The following is a 23,218-nucleotide window of genomic DNA, read 5'->3' as shown; positions in this document are numbered from 1 at the left end:
GATGCCATCTATACAGTATATCGCGAGGTGGTTGCCCGTATGCCTGCTGCTGGCCCTTTCTTCACATGGACAGGGCCTGTTTATCCGTAATTACAACGTAAAAGACGGACTGGCAAATGCTACCGTGTATGCAGCCGCCCAGGACCGGGACGGCTTCATCTGGTTTGCTACGCCCACCGGTGTGAGCAAATTTGACGGTAAACGTTTTCGTAACTATACCAAAAAGGACGGACTCACAGATAATGACGTAATAAAACTGGCGGCAGATTCGCGCAACCGGGTCTGGTTCTTTAGTTATAATGGCAAGCTGTCATTTTTCGGCAATCACTTCGTACATAACGCCGAAAACGACTCCACGCTTCGCCTGGGAAATAACGGCTTATCAGAACTTGAAAATGTTTTCGAAGACCGCGCTCAGGGATTGTACTTCCTGAACGGGGGAGGCCGCGTTGTGTTCTACAACGGCCGCACCGCGGTTTACGATAAATGGAAAACGTTTCCTACGGATAAGTTCTTCTTCCTGAAGAATGACAGTACGTTCCGGCCGCTACAGGCATTTTTCAGGTTGAACTCGTTGCAGGACCTGAAAGACAAAACGGAAACGGTATATACCACCGTTCCATATGGCCTGAACGAGATCGGTTTCATCGAACGCATCCGCCAGCGCGCCGTGCTGACGTATAAGAACATGGCGTTCTCTTACACCAAAAAGGACGTGGTGCCTTTCTTCAATGGCCGCGATTTTGGCATCAATGAAGAAATCAGCAGTATCTGCCTCGACCGTGACAACCTTTGGATAGGTACGCCGCGCGCGCTGTATTTCATCAAGGATTTCTTTAAAGGCGCTAAAAAGGCAAGCCGTTTATTGAACAATCACTTCATCACATCTATCCTGAACGACCGCGACGGCAATATCTGGATCACCACGTATGGGGATGGAGTGTATCATATTCCCTACAAAAACTTCTACTTCAGCTATCTTGATAATACGAATGGGTTGATGTCGCACTCTGTATTTAGCGTGCGTAAGGACAAGCAGGATGGCAGCCTTTATGTGGGCCAGAACGGTGGCATGCTCAGCCGGGTAGATACCCTCGGGCGTGTGCGCCAGTTCAGTCTCGACTCGACAGGCGGCCGAAACAGTGTGTTGTACATCTCGCCTTACAAGCAGAAGGACATGCTCGTCGGTACGGATAATAATATATTTCTGCTCGACCGCCTCAGCCAGCGGGTACGTTTGTTGCAGGCTATCCGTATGATCAAAGATATCAAGGTAACGCCCTCGGGAAAGATAAGAGTGGCGGCAGATAAAAAACTGGTCACATTGGGAAACGGGGAACAAAAAACGGTGCCGCTGGATGTACTGGCGATGGCGGTAAGTTGTCCTACGGATACCTCTTATTACATCGGCACGAACAACGGACTTTACTATGGTTCCGAATCGGTAGCGCCCGAACTCGCTAACAGCGGGGATATGCGACTGAAGCAAAGCATTAAGGACCTGGAGTGGATTAACGGCGACCTGTGGGTGGGCACCAGTGACCAGGGTATATACATGGTGCGCGATAATAAAGTACAAAAACAATTCACCTCCCGCGAAAACCTGGCGAGCGATATTTGCCAGCAGCTATATTACGACGGCCACGGCCGCCTGTATGTAGCGACCAACCGAGGTGTATCGGTGATCGACACGAAGTCGCAGTCGCTGCTGCGGAATATTACGTCCACCGACGGCCTCATGTCCGACGATATCCGTGATATTCATTCTGATGGGGATACTTTGCTGATCGCTACCTCTAACGGTTTGTGTTACTTCAATGCAGACAACATCCCGATGGATACCATTCCGCCGACGATTTACATGAATGCGATCCGGTACGGCGACAGTTCTTATCTACCGAAGGCGCAATTCACCCATCTCTACGAAAGCAAAGGTGCATTCGAGGTGGAATTCGGTGCTATTGCGTACGATCTGCCCGACCTGGTCGAGTATCAATATAACTTGTCTGGCGACACCCTCAGCTGGGTGACTACCAAGTCGAACATTATTCCCTTCCCGGACTTGCAGCCCGGGCACTATCAGTTGCTGATACGGGCACGTAAATATAGGAGCGACTGGGGGCCGGCGCTGGCACTTACGATGGATATTATGCCGCGCTGGTACCAGCAATGGTGGGCCAGGGGCATACTGGTGCTACTGGGAGTATTGGGAATTTTAATTATATTGCGTTTTATTGTGCGGCGGATAAAAGCGGCTGAGAAACGAAAAACCGAGTATAACCGGCGGATTGCCGAACTGGAGGCCAAGGCCTTAACCAACCAAATGAATCCGCATTTTATTTTCAATTCGTTAAATTCAGTACAGCATCTTATACTGGAGAGAGAAGAGAAACAAGCGCTCAATTTCCTGGCAGATTTTGCCACCCTGATGCGCCAGATGCTGAACAACTCACGGAAGTCGTTTATTTCGCTGGAAGATGAAATCGCATTCCTCACCAGGTACCTGGAATTGGAAAAGATCAGGTTCGCCAGCTCATTCGTGTACCAGTTTGAAATAGAGGAGGAGCTAAAGGAGTATACCATATATATACCGCCGATGCTGATTCAGCCAATTCTCGAAAATGCCATTAAACACGGACTTGCTCCTAAAAACGGGAGCGGGCGGCTTATAGTGAAAATGAAGCTTGAAAACGACTTGCTCTACTGCGCGGTAGATGACGACGGCATCGGCTGGGAACAGTCTAATGCGTTAAAAAGCAATAAGTTGGTAAAGCACGAATCCACCGCTATCAGCGTAATCAAAGAAAGACTGCAGATCATTAAATCTTTTAATGGAAGCATTGGAAAACTAGAAATTATTGATAAATTTAAGTCTGGGTCAGGCTCCGGGGAAGGTACCCTGGTGGTGGTCCGGATTCCCATTGTAAAGATGCTATGAGTATTATAAAAGCTGCCATCGTTGACGATGAAGTCCGCAACATACATATCCTCCGGAATATTCTGGAGAATTATTGCAAAGACGTAAAAGTTATCGGCGAAGCGCAAAATATCCATGATGCCGCTGAAATGATCAAGGAGAATCCTATCGATGTGCTTTTTCTTGATATCGAAATGCCTCCCCACAACGGGTTTCAGCTGCTGGAAATGTTCCCTGTACTGAATTTTGAAGTCATCTTCATTACCGCTTTCCAGGAATATGCGCTTCAGGCCATTAAATTTGCCGCTTTGGATTACCTGCTTAAACCTATCAAGGTAAGCGAGGTGGAAGATGCGCTCGAAAAAGTGAAGAAGAGCAAAAAAGGCCGCCTGAACGAACTGGCATCCATCCTTAAAGACTACGTAAAAAACAACGATAACGCCTTCTCTAAGATCGTAATCCCGGTAAACGACGGGTATAACGTAATAGATCTGAAAGATATCATTTATTGCGAAGCGTTCGACAGCTACACCAAAATACAGCTGATCAACAATGCTTCGCACCTCATCTCCAAGTCTCTCAAGGAGTATGAAGAGATGCTGTCCGACAAAGGTTTTTACCGCGTACACAAATCCTTCCTGATCAATATTCACCACATCGTGAAAATCATCAAAGGCCTGGGTACCGCCGTTATCATGAGTGACCAGAAAAACATTCCGATCTCCTCCCGCAAAAAGGACGAGTTCTTTACCCAGCTGAAAGGGGTGATCAACTTATAGGATGCGGCTATATTATTAAGGAAGCCGGCAGTGATGCCGGCTTTTTTTTGTCCAATAGAAAAGCCCCGGCCATCGCCGGGGCTTTTCGTTCCTAACCTATAAAACCTATATGAAAAACGTTACTAAAAGTCTTCAGTCATCTTGATGTTATAGTACACCAGTCCGCCGCCCATACGAGGGTAGAAGCCTACCAGTTGGGTGCTTGGATTCTTTTCCAGTGCCTTTTTCAGGCTTTCGAGGCTCGTTACTTTCGTATCGCCTGCTTTCAGGATGACGAAGCCTGGCTTCATGGTGGTCTGCTTTTTCAGGATACCGGTGGTGATGCCGATTACCTGTACGCCGCCATCTATACCTACCTCACGGGCAGCTTCACTGCGGATGGGTTCAAGGTCTGCACCGAGATAGTCAAGTACGTCTGCTTTTACGATGTCGGTAGTACCGGCCGCATTTTTCAGCGTGGTGCTAACGGTATAAGCCTTGTTGTCACGCAGGTAGCTGATGGTGATTTTGTCACCGGGTTTGTAACGGGCCACCTGTTCCATCATTTCGGCAGCAGTAGGTGTAGGTACGCCATTGATACCTGTAATGATATCACCACGTTTAATACCAGCCTTGTAAGCTGCGCCTATTTCGGGAACCGCGGCTACGGCCACACCGTTAAAGTCCGGACTCACACCCAGTTCCTGCCTTTCCCTTTCGGTCATGACTGATGGGTCACTATAGTTGATACCGAGGTAGGCACGTTGTACGTTACCATATTTCAACAGGTCATTTACCACCTTCTTCACCAGGTTCACGGGGATGGCGTAAGAATAACCTGCGTACGCACCGGTAGGAGAGGCGATAGCAGCATTAATACCGATCAGTTCACCCGCGGTGTTGATCAATGCACCACCACTATTACCCTGGTTCACGGCCGCATCCGTCTGGATGAAAGACTCGATCGCACGGCGGCTGTTCTGCCTGTTAATACCAATGCTACGTGCTTTGGCGCTCACGATACCAGCGGTAACGGTCGCATCCAGGTTCAACGGGTAACCGATCGCCAGTACCCACTGACCTACATTCACCTCGTCGGAGTTACCGTACAGGAGGTAGGGGAGGTTCGTCGCTTCGATCTTGATCACTGCCAGGTCGGTATTAGGATCGATACCTACGATCTTGGCAGGGAAGGTTTTGTTGTTGGCAAGTGTTACACTCACTTCGTCGGCACCATCTACCACGTGGTTATTCGTTACGATATACCCATCGTCAGAGATCAATACACCGGAACCGGAAGCCATCTGGCCGGGAATATAATACTGGCGTCCTCCGCGGTTGCCCAGGAACTCATCCCAGAAGTCGTCTTCACCACCGAACAGGTCCTGCAGCGGGCTTTTACGGCGCTCCAGGTTATTGCTCACTTTCCGTGGGTTGATCTTTGTTTTGATGTGCACTACACCGGGAGAGGCGACCTTGGCCGCCTGCTGAAAATCAGTAGGTGCAGCGTTAGCGCCTGCCGTGCCCGGCATGCTGGTATATTTAGCGTAGTTCACCGGAATATCGTCCGATCCGTTCTGGAACATGCCCGGCTTGTCCTGTAAATATTTGTTGTAAACAAATATGCTGGCAAAAGCAGTGGCAGAACTAAGTAAAATGGTTGCCGCAATTTGTCGAAATTTCATATTTCTAAGGGTTTAAAAATTGTTATCGAATTTTCGTTTTTGCTTTCGTGTTGATAGATCAATTAGTATGCCTTTGATACAAATTTAATGGCCGCGTTTAATCTATAATGCAGAGAGAGAATCACTTTAACACATTTTTATATCAATCGTTAAAGTCATTTAAATAAAAACGGAACAGGCACTGCCAAAATTTTAGCAGTGCCTGTCAGAATAACAAATAACCTGAAATTTTGTTAGTTACAACCCCGTTAAAAATGCCATCGTGTCAACCCCATCGGCATAATCGCTGAGTGATGGCTGCTGTGCGGCCCCGAACGCGACCCCACCGCGGCCTACGATGCACTGTACCTCGTCATTGGCCCGAAGTTCAGCATGCAGGGCGAGTATGTCCGTATAAAATTCATAATGCAACACGCTCAGCGGCGAAAACAGGGACGGGTTTTCCTGCATCAGTAAGCTGCCACTACTCATGTAGTAGTTGTTGTTCAGGAGTAACAAAGCGAGATTATAGTCGTAGTTGTTTTTATACTTATTGTGGTCGATCAGATGCTCGTACTTCCGCAACGCCTGTAACAGCGGCTCGAAATTGTAGTTTTCGGGTACGTACACCTTCGTCACGTTCCGGCATCCCAGGCCGAAGTAAACCATCACATCCGCTGCCAGCGCCTCCAGCTCCTCCTCCGTTTCTGTACCGGTGAGTACAGCCGTAGAAGTGCGGTTCTTACGGATAATATGCGGGTATTTGGCGAAATAGTAATGGAAATACCGGGCGGAATTGTTGCTGCCCGTCGCAATATACGCATCGCAGTTCTTCAGCATCTCTTCCACGGAGGTGAGCGCCGCCGTTTCCGGGTACCACTCGGCCAGCTTGGCCAGGATGTGTTTCATCAGCACTTCGTCCTTGCCGGAGAGTTTCAACCGTACCTTGTGCCCGCTCAAGAAGCCGCACAGCCAGTCGTGAAAGCCCACCAGGGGAATATTACCGGCCGCTACGATGCCCACTTCCTTTACGGTAGCAGGCGATCCGGCGTTAGGGTATTGATCCAGCCAGGTGCGCAGGGCGTTGCCATCCAGGTAATAGCGCGAGATGTTCGCCAGCGCCAGGTCTATAAATTCCGGTGTAAACCAGCCGTTCTGCTCGAATGCCCGCTGCTTTACGGCCTCCAGCTCGTCTTTACCCGCTTTGTCAGCCGGGTCCAAATATTGCCCTAAACGTACCAGTGCAGCTATTTTTTGCGATATATCCATGAATGGGTAGAAATAAATTGATTTTTTAAATTCCAGATGTTCTATTTTTGTTTTGCAAAATTAATGGCTTACTACTTAAACAAAAAGTTTATAACATGGCAATCAAGATAACCGACGAGTGCATCAATTGTGGCGCCTGTGAGCCGGAGTGCCCCAATAATGCAATTTACGAAGGAGGGGTAGAATGGGCTCTGGCTGACGGAACAACTGTTAAAGGCAGCTTTTCACTGATGGATGGCTCCACAATGGACGCCGATCAGCGTAATGCCCCCATGAGTGTTGATACTTACTATATTGTTCCTAATAAATGTACCGAGTGCCAGGGCTTCCACGAAGAGCCCCAGTGCGCCGCGGTATGCCCGGTAGACTGCTGCGTACCTGACGAAATGTACCAGGAAACAGTGGATGAACTGATGGCAAAGAAGGACAAACTGCACGTATAATAAGGAAAATTTCTTCGATAAGAGGCCCGGTTCGGTTGAACCGGGCTTTTTTATGCGGAAATGCCGACCTTCGCCACGCAGGCAGTTCAAATTATTATTATTTTTATTTTTAATCATTTTACTTGCAACTTTTAAAGTTGATAATTTTATTTTTGCTGACTTACTGGTCATTCATATGAAGAAAAATATAGCCCTCGTTGCCGGAGGTTATTCCGGGGAATACGTAATATCCGTGCAAAGCGCGGCCGTTATTGAGAAACATATCGACGCTAACCTGTACAACGTGTACAAGATCGTGGTGACCCGCGAAGGCTGGGCCTACACGGGTGCCGATGGAAAAGCGGTGCAGATCGATAAAAACGACTTCTCCCTCACGGTCAATGGCCAGAAGATCAACTTCGATGCGGTGTTTATTGGTATACACGGCACGCCGGGTGAAGACGGGCGCCTGCAGGGCTACTTCGAAATGCTGGGCATCCCCTATACGAGCTGCGGCATGGTGACTTCCGCCATCACCTTCAATAAGAGCTATTGCAACAAGGTGGTAGCCGCCTATAACGTAGTAAACGTATCCAAATCGGAACATATCTTCCGCGACCAGACGTACGATACCAAAGCTATTTTGTCCAGACTGCGTTTACCGGTATTCGTGAAGCCTTCCGAAGGAGGCAGCAGCATCGGTATGTCTAAGGTGAACGAGACGGGCGAGCTGGAAGCAGCGATCACTAAAGCGTTTAAAGAAGACAGCCAGGTGCTGATCGAAGAATTTATTAAAGGCCGCGAGGTAACCTGCGGACTGTATAAGGTGAACGGTGAACTCACGATCCTGCCACTCACGGAGATCCGTAGCAGCAAAGAGTTTTTCGATTATGAGGCCAAGTATACACCGGGTGTATCGGAAGAAATTACGCCAGCGCCTATCCCGGAGGAAGCAGCTGAGAAAATAAGGAAGACGGCGGCAGCGTTGTACGACCGGCTGAACTGCCGTGGCATTGTGCGTGTCGACTTCATCCTGGAAGATAATACCGCGAACCTGTATTTCCTCGAAGTAAATACCATGCCCGGACAGTCAGAAAACAGTTTGGTGCCGCAACAGGTAAGGGCTGCCGGCAAAACCTTGCAGGAGTTTTACGGCATGTTAATTGAAGAATGTTTGCGTAAAAAATAGGATTTCCTTATCGCCTGATGGCCAACTAATAACGGAAATGCACGAAGCATTGTCCGGCTAAAAACATAAAAAACGTGTTCGAAAAAATTACGAAAAAGCCTTTCTGGTTTAACCTGCTGGTCGCCATTGGACTGGTCCTGCTGCTGGCAGTGATCTTCTTTATGTCGCTGGGTGTCATTACCCGCCATGGTGATACATTACAGGTGCCGGATGTGCGGGGTAAAAGTATAGAAGATGCAACCGCCGCCCTCGAAGATGCCGGTTTTGAAGTAGATGTAAGGGATTCTGTGTATATCGATTCTATCCCCGCCCTCACGGTTTGGGAGCAAACACCGGAGCGCGGTGATGTCGTGAAAGTAGGGCGTACGGTGTACCTGACGGTGAGAAAGATCGTTCCGCCCATGGTGGCAATGCCCGACCTCGAAGGCCTGACTTTCCGCAGTGCGGAAATGAACTTGAGAAGCCGCAGGCTGAATGTGGGAGATACAGTGTATCGTCCTGACTTCGCGGCCAACACCGTATTGGAGCAATTATTGGACGGCAAACCGGTAAAACCGGGGGATATGGTGCCTGAAGGAAGCAACATCTCGCTGGTACTGAGCAGCGGCACCGGCAACGTAGAAAACCCGGTACCTGAGCTGATCGGTCTCACGTTTATCGAGGCCAAAGCGGTACTCTCCGGTACGAACCTCGTATTGGGTACCATGTTCATGGACGGACCAGTGGCGGATACATCAAACGCTTACGTGATCAAACAAACACCGTCGGCGCGTAATGAGTTTGGCGATCGTAACCTGATCAGGGCGGGCGAGGTGATCGACCTGGTATTGAGTGCTACACCGCCTGCACCGGCAGAAAATACGGTGGTGCCGGAAAATGAGTAACTTCGTTGCCTATCTTAAAAACGTATAACATGGAAAATATCACACCCGAAGAACTGAAAAGCAGGCTGGATAAGGGCGAGCAGGTAAACATGGTAGATGTTCGCGAACCACACGAACGTGAGGAGTTCAACATTGGCGGTACCCACCTGCCACTGGGCGACATCCGCTCTATGCAAACCGATTCGATCGACAACCTGAAAGACGAAGAAGTGATCGTTTACTGCCGCAGCGGCAACCGTAGCGGACAGGCGGCCATGGTCCTCGAAACAATGGGCTTCAGCAATATCAAAAACCTTACAGGTGGTATGCTGGCCTGGCAGGAAAAATTCGGCGCTTAATATTACTTGCAGCCGGGCCAAACGCCCGGCTGTTTTTTTATACTTCGTTCCTTCAACAACTACCTGTGAAACATATTGCTTTCATTATACTGGCCGCTTCCCTGGCCGGTCAATCCTGCAAACAACGTAACACGAGGTAAGTTCATGGCAGATACGCTCACTTAATGTCCGGGAGCCATTACCGCCGTGGCTTCTATCTCGATCAATAAACGTGGGTCGATGAGTTTATTCACTTCTACCATGGTCGTAGCGGGACGAATAGCCCCAAAAAACTCTGCGTGGGCGCGGCCAATATCTTCCCATAAAGATATATCGGTAACGAACATACGTGTACGTACCACGTCGTGCAGCGTGGCGCCGGCTTTAATAAGGGCGGCTTCTATCTTGGCCAGGGCATGTTTCGTTTGCTCGTACGCGTCACCTTCTCCAATAATTTTATCACCATCGGCCGATACGGTGCCCGAAACTTCTACCAGGTTGCCTATCCTTACCGCGCGGGAGTAGCCTACTTTGCTTTCCCATACCGCGCCGGTGCTGATGTTTACTCTTTGCATATATGTGGGGTATTTATGGTTCAAAAAATGCGCAGCTGCCGCCTACCCAGGTTTGCCCGTCGTTAAAGCCAACGCCGATCATCCGGCCTTTGCTAAGCCTGGCCAGGTTGTGCATTAATACGGGACGGGCCGCGCCTTCGGGCCAGCCATACATCAAGCGGATCTCGCAAATAGCGTTCCCTTCCGGCGTTTGCACCACGGGGGCGTAATGTACTTTCTGTTGTAAGATCCAGTTCTCCGGGTCTTTCACGGCGTCTATGTCCGCCGGGGTTACGTCTATCTTCACCCCACTGCCGGCAAAGGAGAACAGGGGTTTAAGTACGTACTGGTCGAGGTCTTTGGGTAATACAGGCAGCTCGTGCAGGAACCACGACTTGGGCGCATAGGCGCTGTTGATCATGGGCAAAGTGTACTTGCTGATGCGGTAAAACCAGTTAGGATGCGGTATCCACTCCACGTCCAGCTCATGGAACAGGTGCCCCATCGGGCCCAGCTGCTCCTTGTAACGTTCCAGGTCCTCGAATATAACGCGGTTGTATATACGCTTTACGGAGGTCTTTACGCCATCCCGCAGGTAGAACAGTTTTTTGCCTTCGTGGATCAGTTCTGTTACACATACCACCGGTATGCCCAGCTGTTCTCCAGTATAGTAAAAATCTACTCTTGTTTTTTGTTGATGCGGTAACACTTCCAGTAGGATCACGTGTTGCGGATCGTACGGACCGACGATAATATCCCGCAGGAAATTGAAGTAGGTGTTTCTATCGAAACCGTTAAAGAAATTATGATAAGCTTCCGGTACGTAGAAGTGGTCACGGTAGGCCTGGGCCATCAGTTCCTGGTAGGCGAACAGGCTCGGAAAGCCCTGCAGTTCTATCAGCCGCGGTGTGAGTTCCCCGTTCTCGTCCAGGCAAATGCCGAAGTCGACGATCAGGAAGTGGGAGTGGGCATTCTCGCCGGGTACATGCAAATGTTTCGGGATCGACTTTTCCGTACGCGTTTTAAAATCCGGCTGCAGGATGGTGTTGATCACATCTTCACCTGCCTGCAGTAATTTATCGCCCAGCGCCTTCGGCACGAATACCGGCGTTTCGGCTACGCGGAACGGGGGCGCTTCGGTACCTTGTTTTACGGCGAGCTGTTGCAGGAACTGCCGGTACTGCCCGTCCGTAAAAGTATTATTGTATTTCAGTCTGATTGCGGGTACCATAGCGTATAGGATTTAGCTCTCCACCAATGTGGCCGCCTGTTGAAAAAAGGCCGGCAGCAAATGGTCGTGCGTGTAAAGGATCTTGTCCGGATCGTCCAGCTGCTCGAGCATGCTGTAATATTTTTCGTCGCCGTGCGCGGCTATTACCTGCGTTTTCTTCTGATCTTTTTTAAGGTATTTCAGCATACCGGTCGCATCGGCCTCCGGGTGAAACTGGGTACCTACACAGTAATCGTTAAAGCGGATGGCCATGGTAGCACGTTCCAGCGGTACGTGGGGCCGTTCTTTTTCAATGGCCAGCACTTTAGCGCCCATGGCATTTATCTTATCCTGGTTGATGCCGATCACCTGCCAGTTACGGCTGTCTACAATGTAGAACGGATCGTTCAACTGGCTGAATACTGCTTCGCTTTTACCGGCGTCTGTTTTGTGTACCGGGAATACGCCAAAGGCAGGTGACTTCCGTAAACATACTTCGCCTAAACCGTGGTGGCGACAGTAAATCTGGTAGGAGTGACAAATCAGGAACACATGCTTCTTAGGTTCCTGCGTGGCGTTCCATTGTTCGATGTCGCCCATCAATCCAAAAAACTTTCGTTCCCATTCGCTGCCCTCACTGTCTACCGGGCTGCCCGGACCGCCAGTGCTAATGTACAGGTCATACGAAAGGTCTGCCATCTGGCCGTCCATCCGCACCTCGAACTCGTCCATCTGCAATAGCAGCTGGTGTTCGTTTGCGTAATGGCGCACAATATCCCTGATGCAACGCATACCCTCGTTCGGTACGCCCTCATACATGTCAAGGATAGCTACTCTCCATTGTTTCTGCATGGTACAAAATTACGAAAACCGTGGTTAACAGCCTTTGAGGAACTGCGATTGAACATAATCCACCACGCTGGGCAGGCTGCCTGTACGTTCAAAAACCGCCAGCTGCTTGTCTGCCCCGGTGCCTTCTTCCAGGATTTTAATGGTACGCTCCACCTCGGCACGGCTGCCCAATTCATCCACCACATCGTCTACAAAATCGAGCAGCTCGTAAATCAATGCTCTTGCGTTCACCTCCATTTCCTTCCCGAAATCGATGAGGTTCCCATCGATCCCATAGCGGGATGCCCGCCATTTGTTCTCGTTCACGAGGGCGCGGTTGTAAATGATAAAGTTGAGGTTCTGCTTGCGCAGCTTCACTATTTTAGCGCATACCGCCTGGAACAGCGCGGCCATGGTAATGGTTTCCTCCACCGTAACGGGGATGTCGCAAATGCGGAACTCCACGGTGTTAAAGAAAGGGTGTACGCGGAGGTCCCACCATACTTTTTTGGCGTTATCGATGCAATTGGTCTTAACCAGTAGTTTGATGTAATTGTCGTACTCTTCGATGCTCGCGAAATAGTCCGGGATGCCGGTACGCGGGAACTTGTCGAACACCTTCGTACGGAACGATTTAAAGCCCGTATTACGCCCTTCCCAGAACGGCGAATTGGTGCTCAGCGCAAAGATGTGCGGCAGGAAGTATCGAACGGAGTTGGCAATGTGTAACGCCATCTCGCGGTTCTGCATGCCTACGTGTACGTGCAAACCGAAAATAAGATTGGAACGCGCAGCATCCTGCATTTCGTTCAGCAGTTCAATATAACGGGGATGGTCGGTAATCAGCTGCGCTTCCCATTTAGAGAAAGGGTGCGTGCCGGAGGCGCCCACGGAATAACCCAGGTCGCCGGCGATTTGTGATATGGTTTTACGCAACATGGCCACGTCCTCATACGCTTCTGTAATGTTGCTGCAGATCTGTGTACCTACTTCCACCACTGCCTGGTGCATCTCGGCCTTCACTTTGTCTTTGATCACTTTGTGGGCCTGCTCAACGATCTTCTGCTCATGGCTTTTCAGCTCCCGCGTTTGCGGGTCCAACACCATATATTCTTCTTCGATGCCGAGCGTGAGGTCTTTTAAATCCATATGGATGCAAGTTAACTGTTTTAGGCTTACAGCGATGTTTCGTTCAATGGCGTACGGGCGACGGCGTGATGGATGTATTGTCCCCAGGTGAGGTTGTCTAATCCCTCCCTGGCAGAGTTGGACCGTTCAAGTGCATACTTCGCCATGGTGTTCACTACCCATTCAAAGTTTTCTTCTCCTACTGATGCACGATCTGCGTCCGGGGCGGGATTGCAGAAGTCAATAGCGTATGGGATACCGTCTCTCACGGCCAATTCCACGGTGTTGAAGTCGTAGCCCAGGTAGCGGTTCAGTTTCAGCACATATCCTTCGATGGTTTTAAGCAGTTTAGCTTTAGCCGGAAAGGAGGCCTGGTACCTTTCATGGTGCGGATTACGGGGATCATAGGCCATAATGCGTACATACTTGCCGCCGATACAATAACAGCGGTAGTACGATTCAAACACGATTTCTTCCTGCAGTAGCATCACGAGTTGACCGGTACTTGTATGTTGTTCGTAAAAGGCATCTTTATCTTCCAACCGGTACACGTTTTTCCATCCACCCCCGGCGAAAGGTTTCATGTATGCCGGAAAGCCCACGTAATCAAACATCGCCTCCCAGTCCATCGGGTAAGCCAGGTTGCGGAAGGATTCGCCACTCGTATCTGGCGGCAGCTCGTGGGAGGGGAGTATTACGGTTTTAGGTACGGGTATGCCCAGCTTTACTGCCAGGGCATTATTGAAAAACTTCTCGTCCGCACTCTCCCAGAAAGGATTGTTGATCACCGCTGTTCCGCTGATGGCTGCATTTTTCAGGAAGGCGCGGTAAAAGGGAACGTCATGCGAAATACGGTCAACGATCACGCTGTAGCCCGACGGGTCGCCCTGGATTACTTTGTCCAGCCGCACGAATTCGGCGCTTACGCCATTGGGTGCCAGCTGGTTCACACGGTCTACAAATGCTTGCGGAAAGGTGTTCTCGCGGCCAAACAGGATGCCTATCTTTTTCATGGGAAGTGATTTATTTCATGAGTGAAAGGTAATGAGGGAACATGTCTTTCCATACCGGCCAGTCGTGTACGGCATTCGGCCGCACATCCAGCCAGTGGGAGATGTTTTTCGCGGTCAATATCCCGGAGAGCTCTTCGTTGTGCCTGCGCGTAATGTCCTTTTCGGCCGTGCCCAGAATAATGCCCATCCGCCAGAGGTCGGGGTGCTGATTGCCGGGCAGGTAATCCACCGGGTTATGAAAATACAGATTGTCGTCGTAGTAATGGTCCATCCGGAAACGCATGTCAAATACACCGCTCAGGGAGAATAGGTAGGATACGTGCTCCGGGTAGCGGAACGCAAAGTTCGCAGCGTGGTATCCGCCAAAGCTACATCCCGACACGGCTACCCTGTTAAATCCGGTTTCCGCGACCGCTCTCGGCAGCACTTCCTGCAAGATCAGCTGATCGTACGCTGCATGATTACGGGCCCGCTCGTAAGGCGCCGCCTGCTTGTTGTACCAGCTCCAGGCATCGGCACTGTCTACACAGTAGATCTTCACCAGGCCATTGTCTACAAACCATGACACGGCGTCGATCAATCCCCGGTCCTTACTTTCATAATAACGCCCCATAGACGTGGGAAAGAAAATCAACGGAAATCCACGATCACCGAATACGAGCATCTCAAAAGGGCGGTCGGTATGCGGTGAGTGCCATGTGTAGTAGTTTTCTGTCACGCAGGGTGGGTTTGGGTGAAAAATGAGGATGGTGCCTATCAAATTTATCTTTTCAAAGGCGAAAAGTCAAGTAAAATCGAACCTTCCTGTGTAAAGATTTGTTTAAATATCCCACCCCAGCCCTTCGGGGCATAAAGATTGATGCATGTATTGGTTCGGCTACGGCAACAGGACCGCGTTATGAAAAAAGCCAGCTTCAAATGATGAAAAAATATATGTAATGTTTTTTATCGTTTTTAATGTTTGTTTCCGCTATTCACATTGTATTTCGTCAAAAAAATAATTAAATTTAGAGTATGGGCAGTAAAGCTATCGTAAAAAGCGTCAGGATTGATCACTTCCTGCAATTCTCTTCCTTTTTACAAAGGGAAGTTGTTTTCGACTGCTATGTTCCTGTAAATCCACCGGCAGAGGGCCCTACCAGGCTATTGTTGCTGAACGACGGTCAGGATATGCCGGCCCTGGGGCTGGAGCAGTTGCTCGAGAACCTGTTTCGTAACAACCCCAGCCGGTTGTACGTGGTGGCTGTGCATGCGGGGCCGCAACGAGGGCAGGAGTATGGTACGGCAGGCTATATCGACTTCCAGGGCAGGGGCTGCCGGGCCGACCTGTACAGCCGTTTCATGATCAAGGAGCTCGTTCCTTTCGTGCAGCAGCAATATCATCTTAACTTTGATAAAAAAGCTATCGCAGGCTTCTCCCTGGGCGGACTCTCCGCGCTGGACATCGTCTGGAACCATCCGCGCGACTTCCAGTCCGTAGGTATCTTCTCCGGCTCCCTCTGGTGGCGCAGTCGCGATCTGGCCAGTGGCTACCGCGAAGAAAGCGACCGTATCATGCATCGCCAGATCCGGGAAGGCAACTACGATCCTTCGCTCAAATTCTTTTTACAATGCGGCACCCAGGACGAGCAGGCCGATCGTAACAACAATGGCGTGATCGACTCCGTAGATGATACCGAAGCGCTCATAGAAGCCCTGAAGAAGAAAGGGTACGTGATGGGGCAGCAGATCGAATACTCGCTCGTGAAAGGCGGTAAACACGATCTGGCCACCTGGGCCGGTGTGATGCCGAAGTTCCTGGAGTGGGTATCGGCAGATGCGTAACATTGGTTATTATGTGAATGTAGTATATAAAGGGCTTTAAGTCGGTGGACTTAGAGCCTTTTTGTTGGCAGATGCGAAGATCATACGCGAAGTTTGCATCGCCCCTATCGTCCATCAACGCGCTTCCCCACAATCACCAAACTTCTTTCCACCCCATCCAGCACCGCCACATCCGGCAGCCTGGCCCAGTCCTCGAAACCGAAGTGGTAAAAGAGCTTCAGCGAAGGTTCGTTATGAGCGAAGATGAAGCCAAGCACCGTGTGCACCTCGTACCGGGGCGCCTCGTCCAGTACGCGGGCGAGTACCTGTTTGCCATAGCCTTTGCCACGCTGTTGCTCGTCGAGGTAGATGCTTACTTCTACCGTGCCGCTGTAGGCAGGGCGGCCGTAGAAAGAGGAGAAGCTGACCCAGCCTACCGTTTCCTGCTGTTCGTTCTCTACCATCCAGAGGGGGCGTTTTGCGGTGTCGTGTTTGCGGAACCACTCTTCCCGGCTGGCCACCGTTACCGGCTCCGTATCTGCGGTAACCATGCGGCCCGCCACGGTGGAATTATATATATCGACGATGCGCGGCAGATCGGCTGCCACGGCGTTGCGAAAGTGCAAGTTTGACATGCTGCAAAGATAAACTTCATATATTTCATTTCTACCTCCAAATACCCGTTTCAATCACAAACATCTGATCGAAATAAATATATTATAATCCGGTACTATGTTTGCTTCATTGGCGTACACACTAAAACACTGCATGATATGGCCATTCAAACCGGGATTTTCCCTTTTACAGGCAAATTGGGCAACGTGATCGGGTATAACTACCGCGGTAAAAGTTGTATGCGCTCCATGCCTGCTTTTGTTAAACAAACCACTGCCACCCGGCAGGCCGCCCGCGATTTCGGCACTGCTTCCCGCTGCGCCCGCATCCTGCGGCATGCGCTCGAAAACGTGGCAGACCTCACCTACGATACTACTTTCGGTAACCGCCTGAACCGCGCCATGGGCGAGGTGCTTCGCGCCGACCGTACCCATAAACGCGGCCGCCGTACCATGTGTTACGGCGACCTAAGCCGCCTTAACGGCCTCCGTGTAAACGCTAATACTTTCGTGCACGACGATATAGAGATCGTACGTCATTTTGATGGAGCGGTGTCTGTAAGCGTCACTAACCCGTGCAGTTATCTTGCCCCGAAGGCTACTGCGCTCCAGTACCGCGCTATCGCCCTGGTGCCCGATTTCAACCTGGGTACCTGCACAGCCGTCGTTTCCGGATCAGTATTGTTCAACCCCGCAGCCCCGCAACAAGGAGTGGAGTTACATCTCCCGGTACCGGCAGACAAACAAGTGATCATCCTGCTGGAGGTAACTTGTTATAACGCCAATGGTCCTATGCGCATGAAGTACTTCAATGCACTGGACGTGATGGCCGTAATGCCACCCATGAAACCTGCGCCGCGCACAAAAAAGCAGCCCCGTGTACGGGATAGGGGCGCGCGTAACACGGCAGCGGTAAGTTTGCCTGTGATTGTCGCTTCCCGGTTCCCACCTGGCTAGTCTTTGCCCTTTTCCGAATTTATTGTTGATGGTATTGAATTTCCAGCTGTACACCAGGGTAGCCGGCGTTTCGTCGTGTCCATAAGTCCCGGTTTTGCTGGTGACAAGGGCAGGCGGGGTGTTTTGCGCTGCCTTTTCGCCAGCATTTGTCGTTCACTTCCCGGTTTTCACGCTAAAAGTAATCTTCATGAAGTCTTCAAAGCTTGTTTGGAACAAGTCCACGTTTTAAGCAACGCATCTCCCTTCATCTTGCAGGTATATTGGCTTTATATACTAGTTAACCTTCTGTCTCCCGGGGCGCTCATTACCGGCAACGCGCTGTGTAGTGCTGATCAGCCTCTTTTCCCGGTATAAAGAAACAACGCTTCCATTACCGGCAGGGTGCAGCGTAGCGCTGATCAACTTCTCACTACAAGATAAATGAACAAAGCTCCTTCTAACTGCAGCGTGCAGCATAGCACTGATCAACCTCCCGCCCCCCTATAAAAAAAGAGCGCTCCCGTTGCCGGAAGCGCTCTTTGTATGTAGTAAGCAAGCTTAATTAGAAAGTATACCGTGCACCCAGCTGCATTCTCCAGCGGGAAGTGAACTGGTTTACATAGTAAGGATCGTTACCGCCGTCGTTGTAGTTCAACAGGCCTCTGTTAAACTGATAGATGGCTTCTTTGGTAACGGGATCTTTAGAGTTGTAAGTAATCGGCGTAGCTACGTAGTTGCTGATGAAGTGCGTTCTGCCCCATTTGTGATTCAGCAGATTACCCAGGTTCAGGATGTCCATAGACAACTGGATCTTGTGTGTTTTATACAGCACGAAGTCCTGCGTTAATTTGAAGTCTACTACATGCTCAAACGGCGTACGGGCAGCATATTTCTCTGCATTTTTACCCCTTCTTTTGCTCAGGTATTTGTCACCGCTGATCAGTGCTTCGAGATCTTCACGCTGCTGTGCTTCTGTACGGCCGGCAACTGTTACGAAACGCATGCTGGCCACTTCTGTTGCAGTTGGTACGTACACCAGGTCATTGTTGGTGCCCGAACCAATATCGTCACCGGTAGGGTCGGCGTTCAGGTTGTAGTATACCCAGGAGTACGGCGTGCCGCTCTGCCCGTTGTAGAACAGGCTCACGTTGGTGCCGAACATTTTCTTAGGACCGTATTTGAAGCTCTGGCTGATAACTGCCAGTACCCTGTGTCCCATATCATACCTGGAAAGACCGTAAGCAGGATCGTTAAGACCCGCAGTGTTTGGAGAGTAGCGATAGTTAGAACCAGCGGTAGAGTTAGTACCATCGTTCAGAGAATAAGAGCGGCCGAAGGAGTAACCTACTTTCGCGAACATACCGGAAGCTGTTGACTTCTGGAAGTCGGCAGTGAGGTTATAAGCATAACCTTTGTTGGTATTTTTCATCAGCACCACCTGGTCGCCCCAGTTGGTAGTTTTACGCTGCCACATAGGGCGCCATTCTGTACCACCTAAACGGATAGAGTCGTTCATGGGAACGAAGTTCAGGTTCTCCCAGGTAGCGTTGTTGATGGTTTTAGAGAAGTTAAATTCTGCTGTGGCCACGATGCCCCATGGTAATTGCTGGTCTACTGCCAGGTTGGTTTTGAATACCTGCGGGAACTTAAAGTCGCGGTCTGTAATGTTCACGTTAGACAAACCTGGTCTTACGTTAGCACCGAGGGCGATCAGCTGCGAAGCAGTGTACTGGGCCAGGAACGGATCTTCTGCGTCATAACGGAAGCGCATAGCGGCCGGTATGTTTGCATTGCTCAGGTTAATGGCGGTATAACGGTTGCCGGAGTTGTTGTACTGGTTAGATATCCATACAAACGGTACCCTGCCGGTAAACAGTCCCACACCACCGCGGATCTGCGTTTGTGCATTGTCGAACACGTCCCAGTTGAAGCCGATACGTGGCGCAACCAGCAGGCGTTTCTTAGGCAAAGTAGCGGTAGAATAACCGGCGAAGGCAGGGTCTTTCGCAAATGCATCGTTGTAGGGAGCGTCTGTATTGAAGATAGGGAGATCCACTCTCACGCCGAACACAACGCGCAGGTTCTTTTTGATATCCCACTCATCCTGTGCATACAGGCCCAGTTGCATCGCTTTAAAGCCTACACCTGATTTATCAGTAGAATCAGCAGTAGTATAAGAGATCTGGTACTGAGAAGGTTTTGCGTTATTGCTCAAAAATGCATCCAGGGAAGTGTAGTTGTAAGTACCGTTCGCGTTCTGGATGAAGGTGTTCATCATATTGTAAAACTCGTTGCTGGTACCCACGGTGATGGTATGTTTACCTTTATACAGGGTAAAGTTGTCCGTGATGGTCCAGATGTCCTGGTCAAGCGCGTTGGCCATAGACGAGTTATTGTTACCGAAGTTGAAACGGCGGCTGGTAGCAGCATCGTTGATCGATACAGACGGGAACGGATCACCGAGTGAAGTTCTGCGGTCACGTACGTTGTTATAACCGATCCTCAGCTCATTACTCATACGGTTAGAGAACGCAGAGTTCAATTCCAGTACGGAGGTATGTGTTTTGGAAGGAAATTCGTAGGCGTTGTTGAAGAACGAAACCGTTTCCCTGTTACGGGTACCGGGGTTAATATCGCTACCGTCAACATAGCTGTGACGTAAAGTCAGCCTGTGCTTCTCGTTAATGTTCCAGTCGATACGGCCGAACAGGGAAGTAGAGGAGCGCTCTCTCGTTTGCGCACCAAATCCCCCTGGATCGTAACCATAAGTATCTTTTAATACGTTGGAAATGTTGGTCAGTTCCGCTTCCGTAAACACATCTGCCTCCAGCGGGTTGAAGTCTACGGGGCTTTTACGGGTAGTTCTCTCTACGCTGCCGAAGAAGAACAGTTTATTTTTGATGATCGGGCCTCCAATGGTTGCGCCGAATATTTTGTTTTCGAAATCGCCGAAAGCTCTGCGGGCAGTGTCCGGTGATTTACCTACCAGGTTATCATTCTGGAAGTAGTAGTAAGCTGAACCATGTACCTGGTTTGTACCGCTTTTAGTGATGGCATTGATGCCACCGCCGGTAAAGCCGCTCTGCTTTACATCGTACGGGTTCAGTACCACCTGTATCTGCTCGATTGCCTCGATAGAGATCGGGTTGGCACCGGCCTGACCGCCATTGGTACCGGAAGCCGATAAACCAAATACGTCGTTGGAGGTAGCGCCATCGATCGCAAACTGGTTGTAGCGGTTGTTTTGTCCGCCAAAGGAAGCACCTAATGAAGAACCATCGCTACCGTTGGTTGTGGTAGATGCCTGCGTATTCATGCGGATGTAATCGTTCAGGCTCCTGTTTACAGTCGGTAATGCTTCCAGCTGGTTACGGGTGATCGTAGTAGAAGTTCCCGTGTTACCCGGACTGATGATCGCATTTCTGCGGGAAACGATGTTTACCTCGTTCAACTGCTGTGAGTTGTCGGCCAGGGTTGCGTCCAGGCGGAAAGGTTGACCCAGTTTAAGGGTAATATCGTTAAAGGTCTGGGTAGCGTAACCCACAAAGGTTACTTCTATCCGGTAGGGACCGCCAACACGCATGTTGGGAATGGTGTAGTTACCGCCGGTTTGGGTTGTAGTGCCATAAATGGTACCGGAAGGTAAGTGGGTTGCTTTTACAGTGGCGCCCAGTAGCGCCTCATTTTTGTCTTTAACAGTGCCCGTAAGGCTCGAGGTGGTCACCTGCGCGAATAGTGCCGGACCACCCAATACTAATAAAATAGCAATGAGTAGCTTTCTAAATCCCATAACAACAGTTTTGATGGTGCAAAGATGCCAAATAATTGACGAGAAACTTTAACGCAGAATTAACAAATTGTTACCTGTTAGAGCGTTGCAAAAAATGCGAGGTTTAATTAAAGATTATCTTCTCATAACAGAATTTCTTGTCGTTTGTTCATTATCTGCGCATAGAAAATAAAAACTGTCGAATAGGAATTATTTTAATTTGAACAATTCAGGTGGAAAAGGGTATAGTAGTGGCCGGTTTCAGCCGTATGAGGCCAAAACAGCCACTACAGATGAGCCATAATTATTTTAGATGGCTTGAGTCCGAAGGCATTCCAACCCAGCATGCGCCTGCGAGGCGCTTCGGTTCGGGTATTGTTTCTTTGGTGCAGGCGGTGAAGGCAAGTGCAGACAATAAGACAAATGGTAAGATACGTTTCATATATGTGGGTTTAATAAGATTTGGAAATAAGGCGGCCAGCAGGGTTAGTACATAACGTTACATACAATAGATTTAATTGCTTTCGTATTGTATAGCGTATGCCGGCAGTGAATGTTACAACACCGCCGCGTCATTTTCGCCTTAGCGGGCGGGGCATCCGTTCAAACCACATTAAATTAACCTAACTTTGCGGGGTAATTTAACGGACGAATTATGTTGGATACCATTGAATCAGCGATTGAGGATATAAAACAAGGTAAGCTGGTAATTGTAGTGGACGATGAAGACCGTGAGAATGAAGGTGACTTCGTAACGGCGGCCAGGAATGTGACGCCTGAAATCATAAACTTTATGTCTATCCACGGTCGCGGGCTTATTTGCGCCCCGCTGGTGGAAGAAAGATGCGACGAACTGGGCCTGGAACTGATGGTCCGCGACAATACGGCCATACACCAGACGCCTTTCACGATCTCTATCGACCTGTTAGGTCATGGCTGCACCACGGGCATCTCTGCCCACGACAGGGCCAAAACTGTACAGGCACTCATCAACCCGGACACTAAACCGGAAGAACTGGGCAAACCAGGGCACATTTTCCCACTCAGGGCTAAAAAGAATGGCGTACTACGCCGCACCGGTCATACCGAAGCAACCATCGACCTGGCCAGGCTGGCCGGCTTCGAGGAAGCGGGTGTGCTGGTAGAGATCATGAACGAAGACGGCACCATGGCGCGCCTGCCTGAACTGAAGGAGATCGCCAAAAAGTTCGACCTGAAACTGATCTCTATTAAAGACCTGATCGAATACCGCCTTCGTACCGAAACGCTCATCGAAGAGCAGGTAAAGGTGCAGATGCCTACCAAATACGGCAACTTCGAACTGATCGCCTTCAAGCAGCTCAGCTCCGGCGAAACACATATGGCGCTTAAAAAAGGCGAATGGGAAAAAGGTGAACCGGTATTGGTGCGCGTACACTCCTCCTGTTTTACGGGCGACATCCTGCACTCCCTCCGCTGCGATTGCGGCGAACAGCTGCAGGCGGCCATGCAAATGGTAGAAGCCGAAGGTAAAGGCCTTATATTATATATGAACCAGGAGGGCAGGGGCATCGGCTTACTCAACAAACTGAAGGCCTACCGCCTGCAGGAAGAAGGCCGCGATACGGTGGAAGCCAACCTCGAACTGGGTTTCAAAATGGATGAACGCGACTACGGCGTAGGCGCCCAAATCCTCCGCCACCTCGATATTTCGAAGATCCGCCTGATCACGAACAATCCGCGCAAACGCGCCGGCTTAAATGGTTACGGACTGGAAATCGTAGAAAACGTGCCTATCGAGATACACCCGAACCCGCACAACGAGAACTACCTCCGTACCAAGCGTGACAAGCTGGGGCATGATATCTTAAAAGGATAAAGTATTTTAGATCGTATATTTTCCAGGGGCTTGCCGAAGAGGCAGGCCCCTTTTTTTGTTTGCTGAACAAAGAAAAAGCCGC

Annotated in this window: 19 protein-coding genes; 9 read left to right on the top strand and 10 right to left on the bottom strand. The window is 50.0% G+C overall.

Features of this window, described 5'->3' with window-relative positions; translation table 11 throughout:
• Window position 1: 1 nt before the first annotated feature.
• Both MKQ68_RS13515 and MKQ68_RS13510 read left to right on the top strand, forming a co-directional pair.
• Entirely contained in the window at window positions 2-2,938 is a 2,937-nt protein-coding gene (locus MKQ68_RS13515) for a sensor histidine kinase (RefSeq protein WP_264279591.1), read from the top strand.
• Window positions 2,935-3,696 carry a LytR/AlgR family response regulator transcription factor gene (locus MKQ68_RS13510; RefSeq protein ID WP_264279590.1) on the top strand — a complete coding sequence of 254 codons (762 nt, stop codon included), beginning with the start codon at window positions 2,935-2,937 and terminating at the stop codon, window positions 3,694-3,696. The genes MKQ68_RS13515 and MKQ68_RS13510 overlap by 4 nt, the downstream gene beginning before the upstream one ends.
• A gap of 122 nt (window positions 3,697-3,818) precedes the next feature.
• On the opposite strand, the gene MKQ68_RS13505 is transcribed toward MKQ68_RS13510, so the two are convergent.
• Window positions 3,819-5,360, bottom strand: coding sequence for a S1C family serine protease (locus MKQ68_RS13505; protein WP_264279589.1), 1,542 nt, complete (start codon window positions 5,358-5,360; stop codon window positions 3,819-3,821).
• A gap of 237 nt (window positions 5,361-5,597) precedes the next feature.
• Window positions 5,598-6,608: an acyl-CoA reductase gene (locus tag MKQ68_RS13500; RefSeq protein ID WP_264279588.1), complete on the bottom strand. Its 1,011-nt coding sequence runs from the start codon at window positions 6,606-6,608 to the stop codon at window positions 5,598-5,600.
• A 95-nt stretch (window positions 6,609-6,703) separates the two neighbouring features.
• On the opposite strand from MKQ68_RS13500, the gene MKQ68_RS13495 reads away from it, so the two are divergent.
• The 4 genes from MKQ68_RS13495 to MKQ68_RS13480 all read left to right on the top strand — a co-directional run bounded on the left by MKQ68_RS13495 (window position 6,704) and on the right by MKQ68_RS13480 (window position 9,441).
• Window positions 6,704-7,051: a 4Fe-4S dicluster domain-containing protein gene (locus tag MKQ68_RS13495; RefSeq protein ID WP_264279587.1), complete on the top strand. Its 348-nt coding sequence runs from the start codon at window positions 6,704-6,706 to the stop codon at window positions 7,049-7,051.
• 175 nt (window positions 7,052-7,226) lie between these two features.
• Window positions 7,227-8,219 carry a D-alanine--D-alanine ligase gene (locus tag MKQ68_RS13490; RefSeq protein WP_264279586.1) on the top strand — a complete coding sequence of 331 codons (993 nt, stop codon included), beginning with the start codon at window positions 7,227-7,229 and terminating at the stop codon, window positions 8,217-8,219.
• A 74-nt stretch (window positions 8,220-8,293) separates the two neighbouring features.
• Window positions 8,294-9,103 carry a PASTA domain-containing protein gene (locus MKQ68_RS13485; protein WP_264279585.1) on the top strand — a complete coding sequence of 270 codons (810 nt, stop codon included), beginning with the start codon at window positions 8,294-8,296 and terminating at the stop codon, window positions 9,101-9,103.
• A 29-nt stretch (window positions 9,104-9,132) separates the two neighbouring features.
• Window positions 9,133-9,441, top strand: a complete 309-nt coding sequence (locus tag MKQ68_RS13480; RefSeq protein ID WP_264279584.1) for a rhodanese-like domain-containing protein — start codon at window positions 9,133-9,135, stop codon at window positions 9,439-9,441.
• 161 nt (window positions 9,442-9,602) lie between these two features.
• Here the strand turns inward: MKQ68_RS13480 and MKQ68_RS13475 are convergent, their stop codons facing one another.
• The 6 genes from MKQ68_RS13475 to MKQ68_RS13450 are packed head-to-tail and all read right to left on the bottom strand — an operon-like array spanning window position 9,603 to window position 14,874.
• The gene (locus MKQ68_RS13475) at window positions 9,603-9,995 is read right to left on the bottom strand and encodes a RidA family protein (RefSeq protein ID WP_264279583.1); all 393 of its coding nucleotides are present in this window, start codon (window positions 9,993-9,995) and stop codon (window positions 9,603-9,605) included.
• Window positions 9,996-10,008: 13 nt separating this feature from the next.
• Window positions 10,009-11,205 (bottom strand): hypothetical protein, encoded by a 1,197-nt coding sequence (locus tag MKQ68_RS13470; protein ID WP_264279582.1) that lies wholly within the window; start codon window positions 11,203-11,205, stop codon window positions 10,009-10,011.
• Between the two features lie 12 nt (window positions 11,206-11,217).
• The gene (locus MKQ68_RS13465; RefSeq protein WP_264279581.1) at window positions 11,218-12,036 is read right to left on the bottom strand and encodes a type 1 glutamine amidotransferase; all 819 of its coding nucleotides are present in this window, start codon (window positions 12,034-12,036) and stop codon (window positions 11,218-11,220) included.
• A 24-nt stretch (window positions 12,037-12,060) separates the two neighbouring features.
• Window positions 12,061-13,164, bottom strand: coding sequence for a carboxylate-amine ligase (locus MKQ68_RS13460; protein WP_264279580.1), 1,104 nt, complete (start codon window positions 13,162-13,164; stop codon window positions 12,061-12,063).
• A 26-nt stretch (window positions 13,165-13,190) separates the two neighbouring features.
• The gene (locus MKQ68_RS13455; protein ID WP_264279579.1) at window positions 13,191-14,156 is read right to left on the bottom strand and encodes an ATP-grasp domain-containing protein; all 966 of its coding nucleotides are present in this window, start codon (window positions 14,154-14,156) and stop codon (window positions 13,191-13,193) included.
• A 10-nt stretch (window positions 14,157-14,166) separates the two neighbouring features.
• Complete coding sequence (locus MKQ68_RS13450; RefSeq protein WP_264279578.1) at window positions 14,167-14,874, bottom strand: alpha/beta hydrolase-fold protein; 708 nt, start codon at window positions 14,872-14,874, stop codon at window positions 14,167-14,169.
• Window positions 14,875-15,170: 296 nt separating this feature from the next.
• On the opposite strand from MKQ68_RS13450, the gene MKQ68_RS13445 reads away from it, so the two are divergent.
• Window positions 15,171-15,980, top strand: coding sequence for an alpha/beta hydrolase (locus MKQ68_RS13445; RefSeq protein ID WP_264279577.1), 810 nt, complete (start codon window positions 15,171-15,173; stop codon window positions 15,978-15,980).
• 104 nt (window positions 15,981-16,084) lie between these two features.
• Here the strand turns inward: MKQ68_RS13445 and MKQ68_RS13440 are convergent, their stop codons facing one another.
• Complete coding sequence (locus MKQ68_RS13440) at window positions 16,085-16,594, bottom strand: GNAT family N-acetyltransferase (protein ID WP_264279576.1); 510 nt, start codon at window positions 16,592-16,594, stop codon at window positions 16,085-16,087.
• A gap of 138 nt (window positions 16,595-16,732) precedes the next feature.
• Here MKQ68_RS13440 and MKQ68_RS13435 point away from each other — a divergent pair, with 138 nt between their 5' ends.
• Window positions 16,733-17,530, top strand: coding sequence for a hypothetical protein (locus MKQ68_RS13435; protein WP_264279575.1), 798 nt, complete (start codon window positions 16,733-16,735; stop codon window positions 17,528-17,530).
• Between the two features lie 541 nt (window positions 17,531-18,071).
• Here MKQ68_RS13435 and MKQ68_RS13430 read toward each other — a convergent pair.
• Window positions 18,072-21,299, bottom strand: coding sequence for a TonB-dependent receptor (locus tag MKQ68_RS13430; protein WP_264279574.1), 3,228 nt, complete (start codon window positions 21,297-21,299; stop codon window positions 18,072-18,074).
• 634 nt (window positions 21,300-21,933) lie between these two features.
• Between MKQ68_RS13430 and MKQ68_RS13425 the strand changes: the two genes are divergently transcribed.
• On the top strand, window positions 21,934-23,136 hold the full coding sequence (locus tag MKQ68_RS13425) for a bifunctional 3,4-dihydroxy-2-butanone-4-phosphate synthase/GTP cyclohydrolase II (protein WP_244843419.1): 1,203 nt from the start codon (window positions 21,934-21,936) through the stop codon (window positions 23,134-23,136).
• Window positions 23,137-23,218 lie beyond the last annotated feature (82 nt).

It is taken from the genome of Chitinophaga horti (genome assembly GCF_022867795.2).
GTDB lineage: Bacteria > Bacteroidota > Bacteroidia > Chitinophagales > Chitinophagaceae > Chitinophaga > Chitinophaga horti.
This window is presented reverse-complemented; position numbering and strand designations above follow the sequence as displayed.

What these genes read in the sequence shown, in the direction of transcription:
- MKQ68_RS13495 (WP_264279587.1), top strand. Translation starts at nt 6,704, where the DNA reads ATGGCAATCAAGATAACCGACGAGTGCATCAATTGTGGCGCCTGTGAG.
- MKQ68_RS13475 (WP_264279583.1), bottom strand. Translation starts at nt 9,995, where the DNA reads ATGCAAAGAGTAAACATCAGCACCGGCGCGGTATGGGAAAGCAAAGTA.
- MKQ68_RS13460 (WP_264279580.1), bottom strand. Translation starts at nt 13,164, where the DNA reads ATGGATTTAAAAGACCTCACGCTCGGCATCGAAGAAGAATATATGGTG.
- MKQ68_RS13445 (WP_264279577.1), top strand. Translation starts at nt 15,171, where the DNA reads ATGGGCAGTAAAGCTATCGTAAAAAGCGTCAGGATTGATCACTTCCTG.
- MKQ68_RS13455 (WP_264279579.1), bottom strand. Translation starts at nt 14,156, where the DNA reads ATGAAAAAGATAGGCATCCTGTTTGGCCGCGAGAACACCTTTCCGCAA.
- MKQ68_RS13515 (WP_264279591.1), top strand. Translation starts at nt 2, where the DNA reads ATGCCATCTATACAGTATATCGCGAGGTGGTTGCCCGTATGCCTGCTG.
- MKQ68_RS13430 (WP_264279574.1), bottom strand. Translation starts at nt 21,299, where the DNA reads ATGGGATTTAGAAAGCTACTCATTGCTATTTTATTAGTATTGGGTGGT.
- MKQ68_RS13465 (WP_264279581.1), bottom strand. Translation starts at nt 12,036, where the DNA reads ATGCAGAAACAATGGAGAGTAGCTATCCTTGACATGTATGAGGGCGTA.
- MKQ68_RS13435 (WP_264279575.1), top strand. Translation starts at nt 16,733, where the DNA reads ATGGCCATTCAAACCGGGATTTTCCCTTTTACAGGCAAATTGGGCAAC.
- MKQ68_RS13490 (WP_264279586.1), top strand. Translation starts at nt 7,227, where the DNA reads ATGAAGAAAAATATAGCCCTCGTTGCCGGAGGTTATTCCGGGGAATAC.
- MKQ68_RS13510 (WP_264279590.1), top strand. Translation starts at nt 2,935, where the DNA reads ATGAGTATTATAAAAGCTGCCATCGTTGACGATGAAGTCCGCAACATA.
- MKQ68_RS13440 (WP_264279576.1), bottom strand. Translation starts at nt 16,594, where the DNA reads ATGTCAAACTTGCACTTTCGCAACGCCGTGGCAGCCGATCTGCCGCGC.
- MKQ68_RS13500 (WP_264279588.1), bottom strand. Translation starts at nt 6,608, where the DNA reads ATGGATATATCGCAAAAAATAGCTGCACTGGTACGTTTAGGGCAATAT.
- MKQ68_RS13480 (WP_264279584.1), top strand. Translation starts at nt 9,133, where the DNA reads ATGGAAAATATCACACCCGAAGAACTGAAAAGCAGGCTGGATAAGGGC.
- MKQ68_RS13505 (WP_264279589.1), bottom strand. Translation starts at nt 5,360, where the DNA reads ATGAAATTTCGACAAATTGCGGCAACCATTTTACTTAGTTCTGCCACT.
- MKQ68_RS13470 (WP_264279582.1), bottom strand. Translation starts at nt 11,205, where the DNA reads ATGGTACCCGCAATCAGACTGAAATACAATAATACTTTTACGGACGGG.
- MKQ68_RS13425 (WP_244843419.1), top strand. Translation starts at nt 21,934, where the DNA reads ATGTTGGATACCATTGAATCAGCGATTGAGGATATAAAACAAGGTAAG.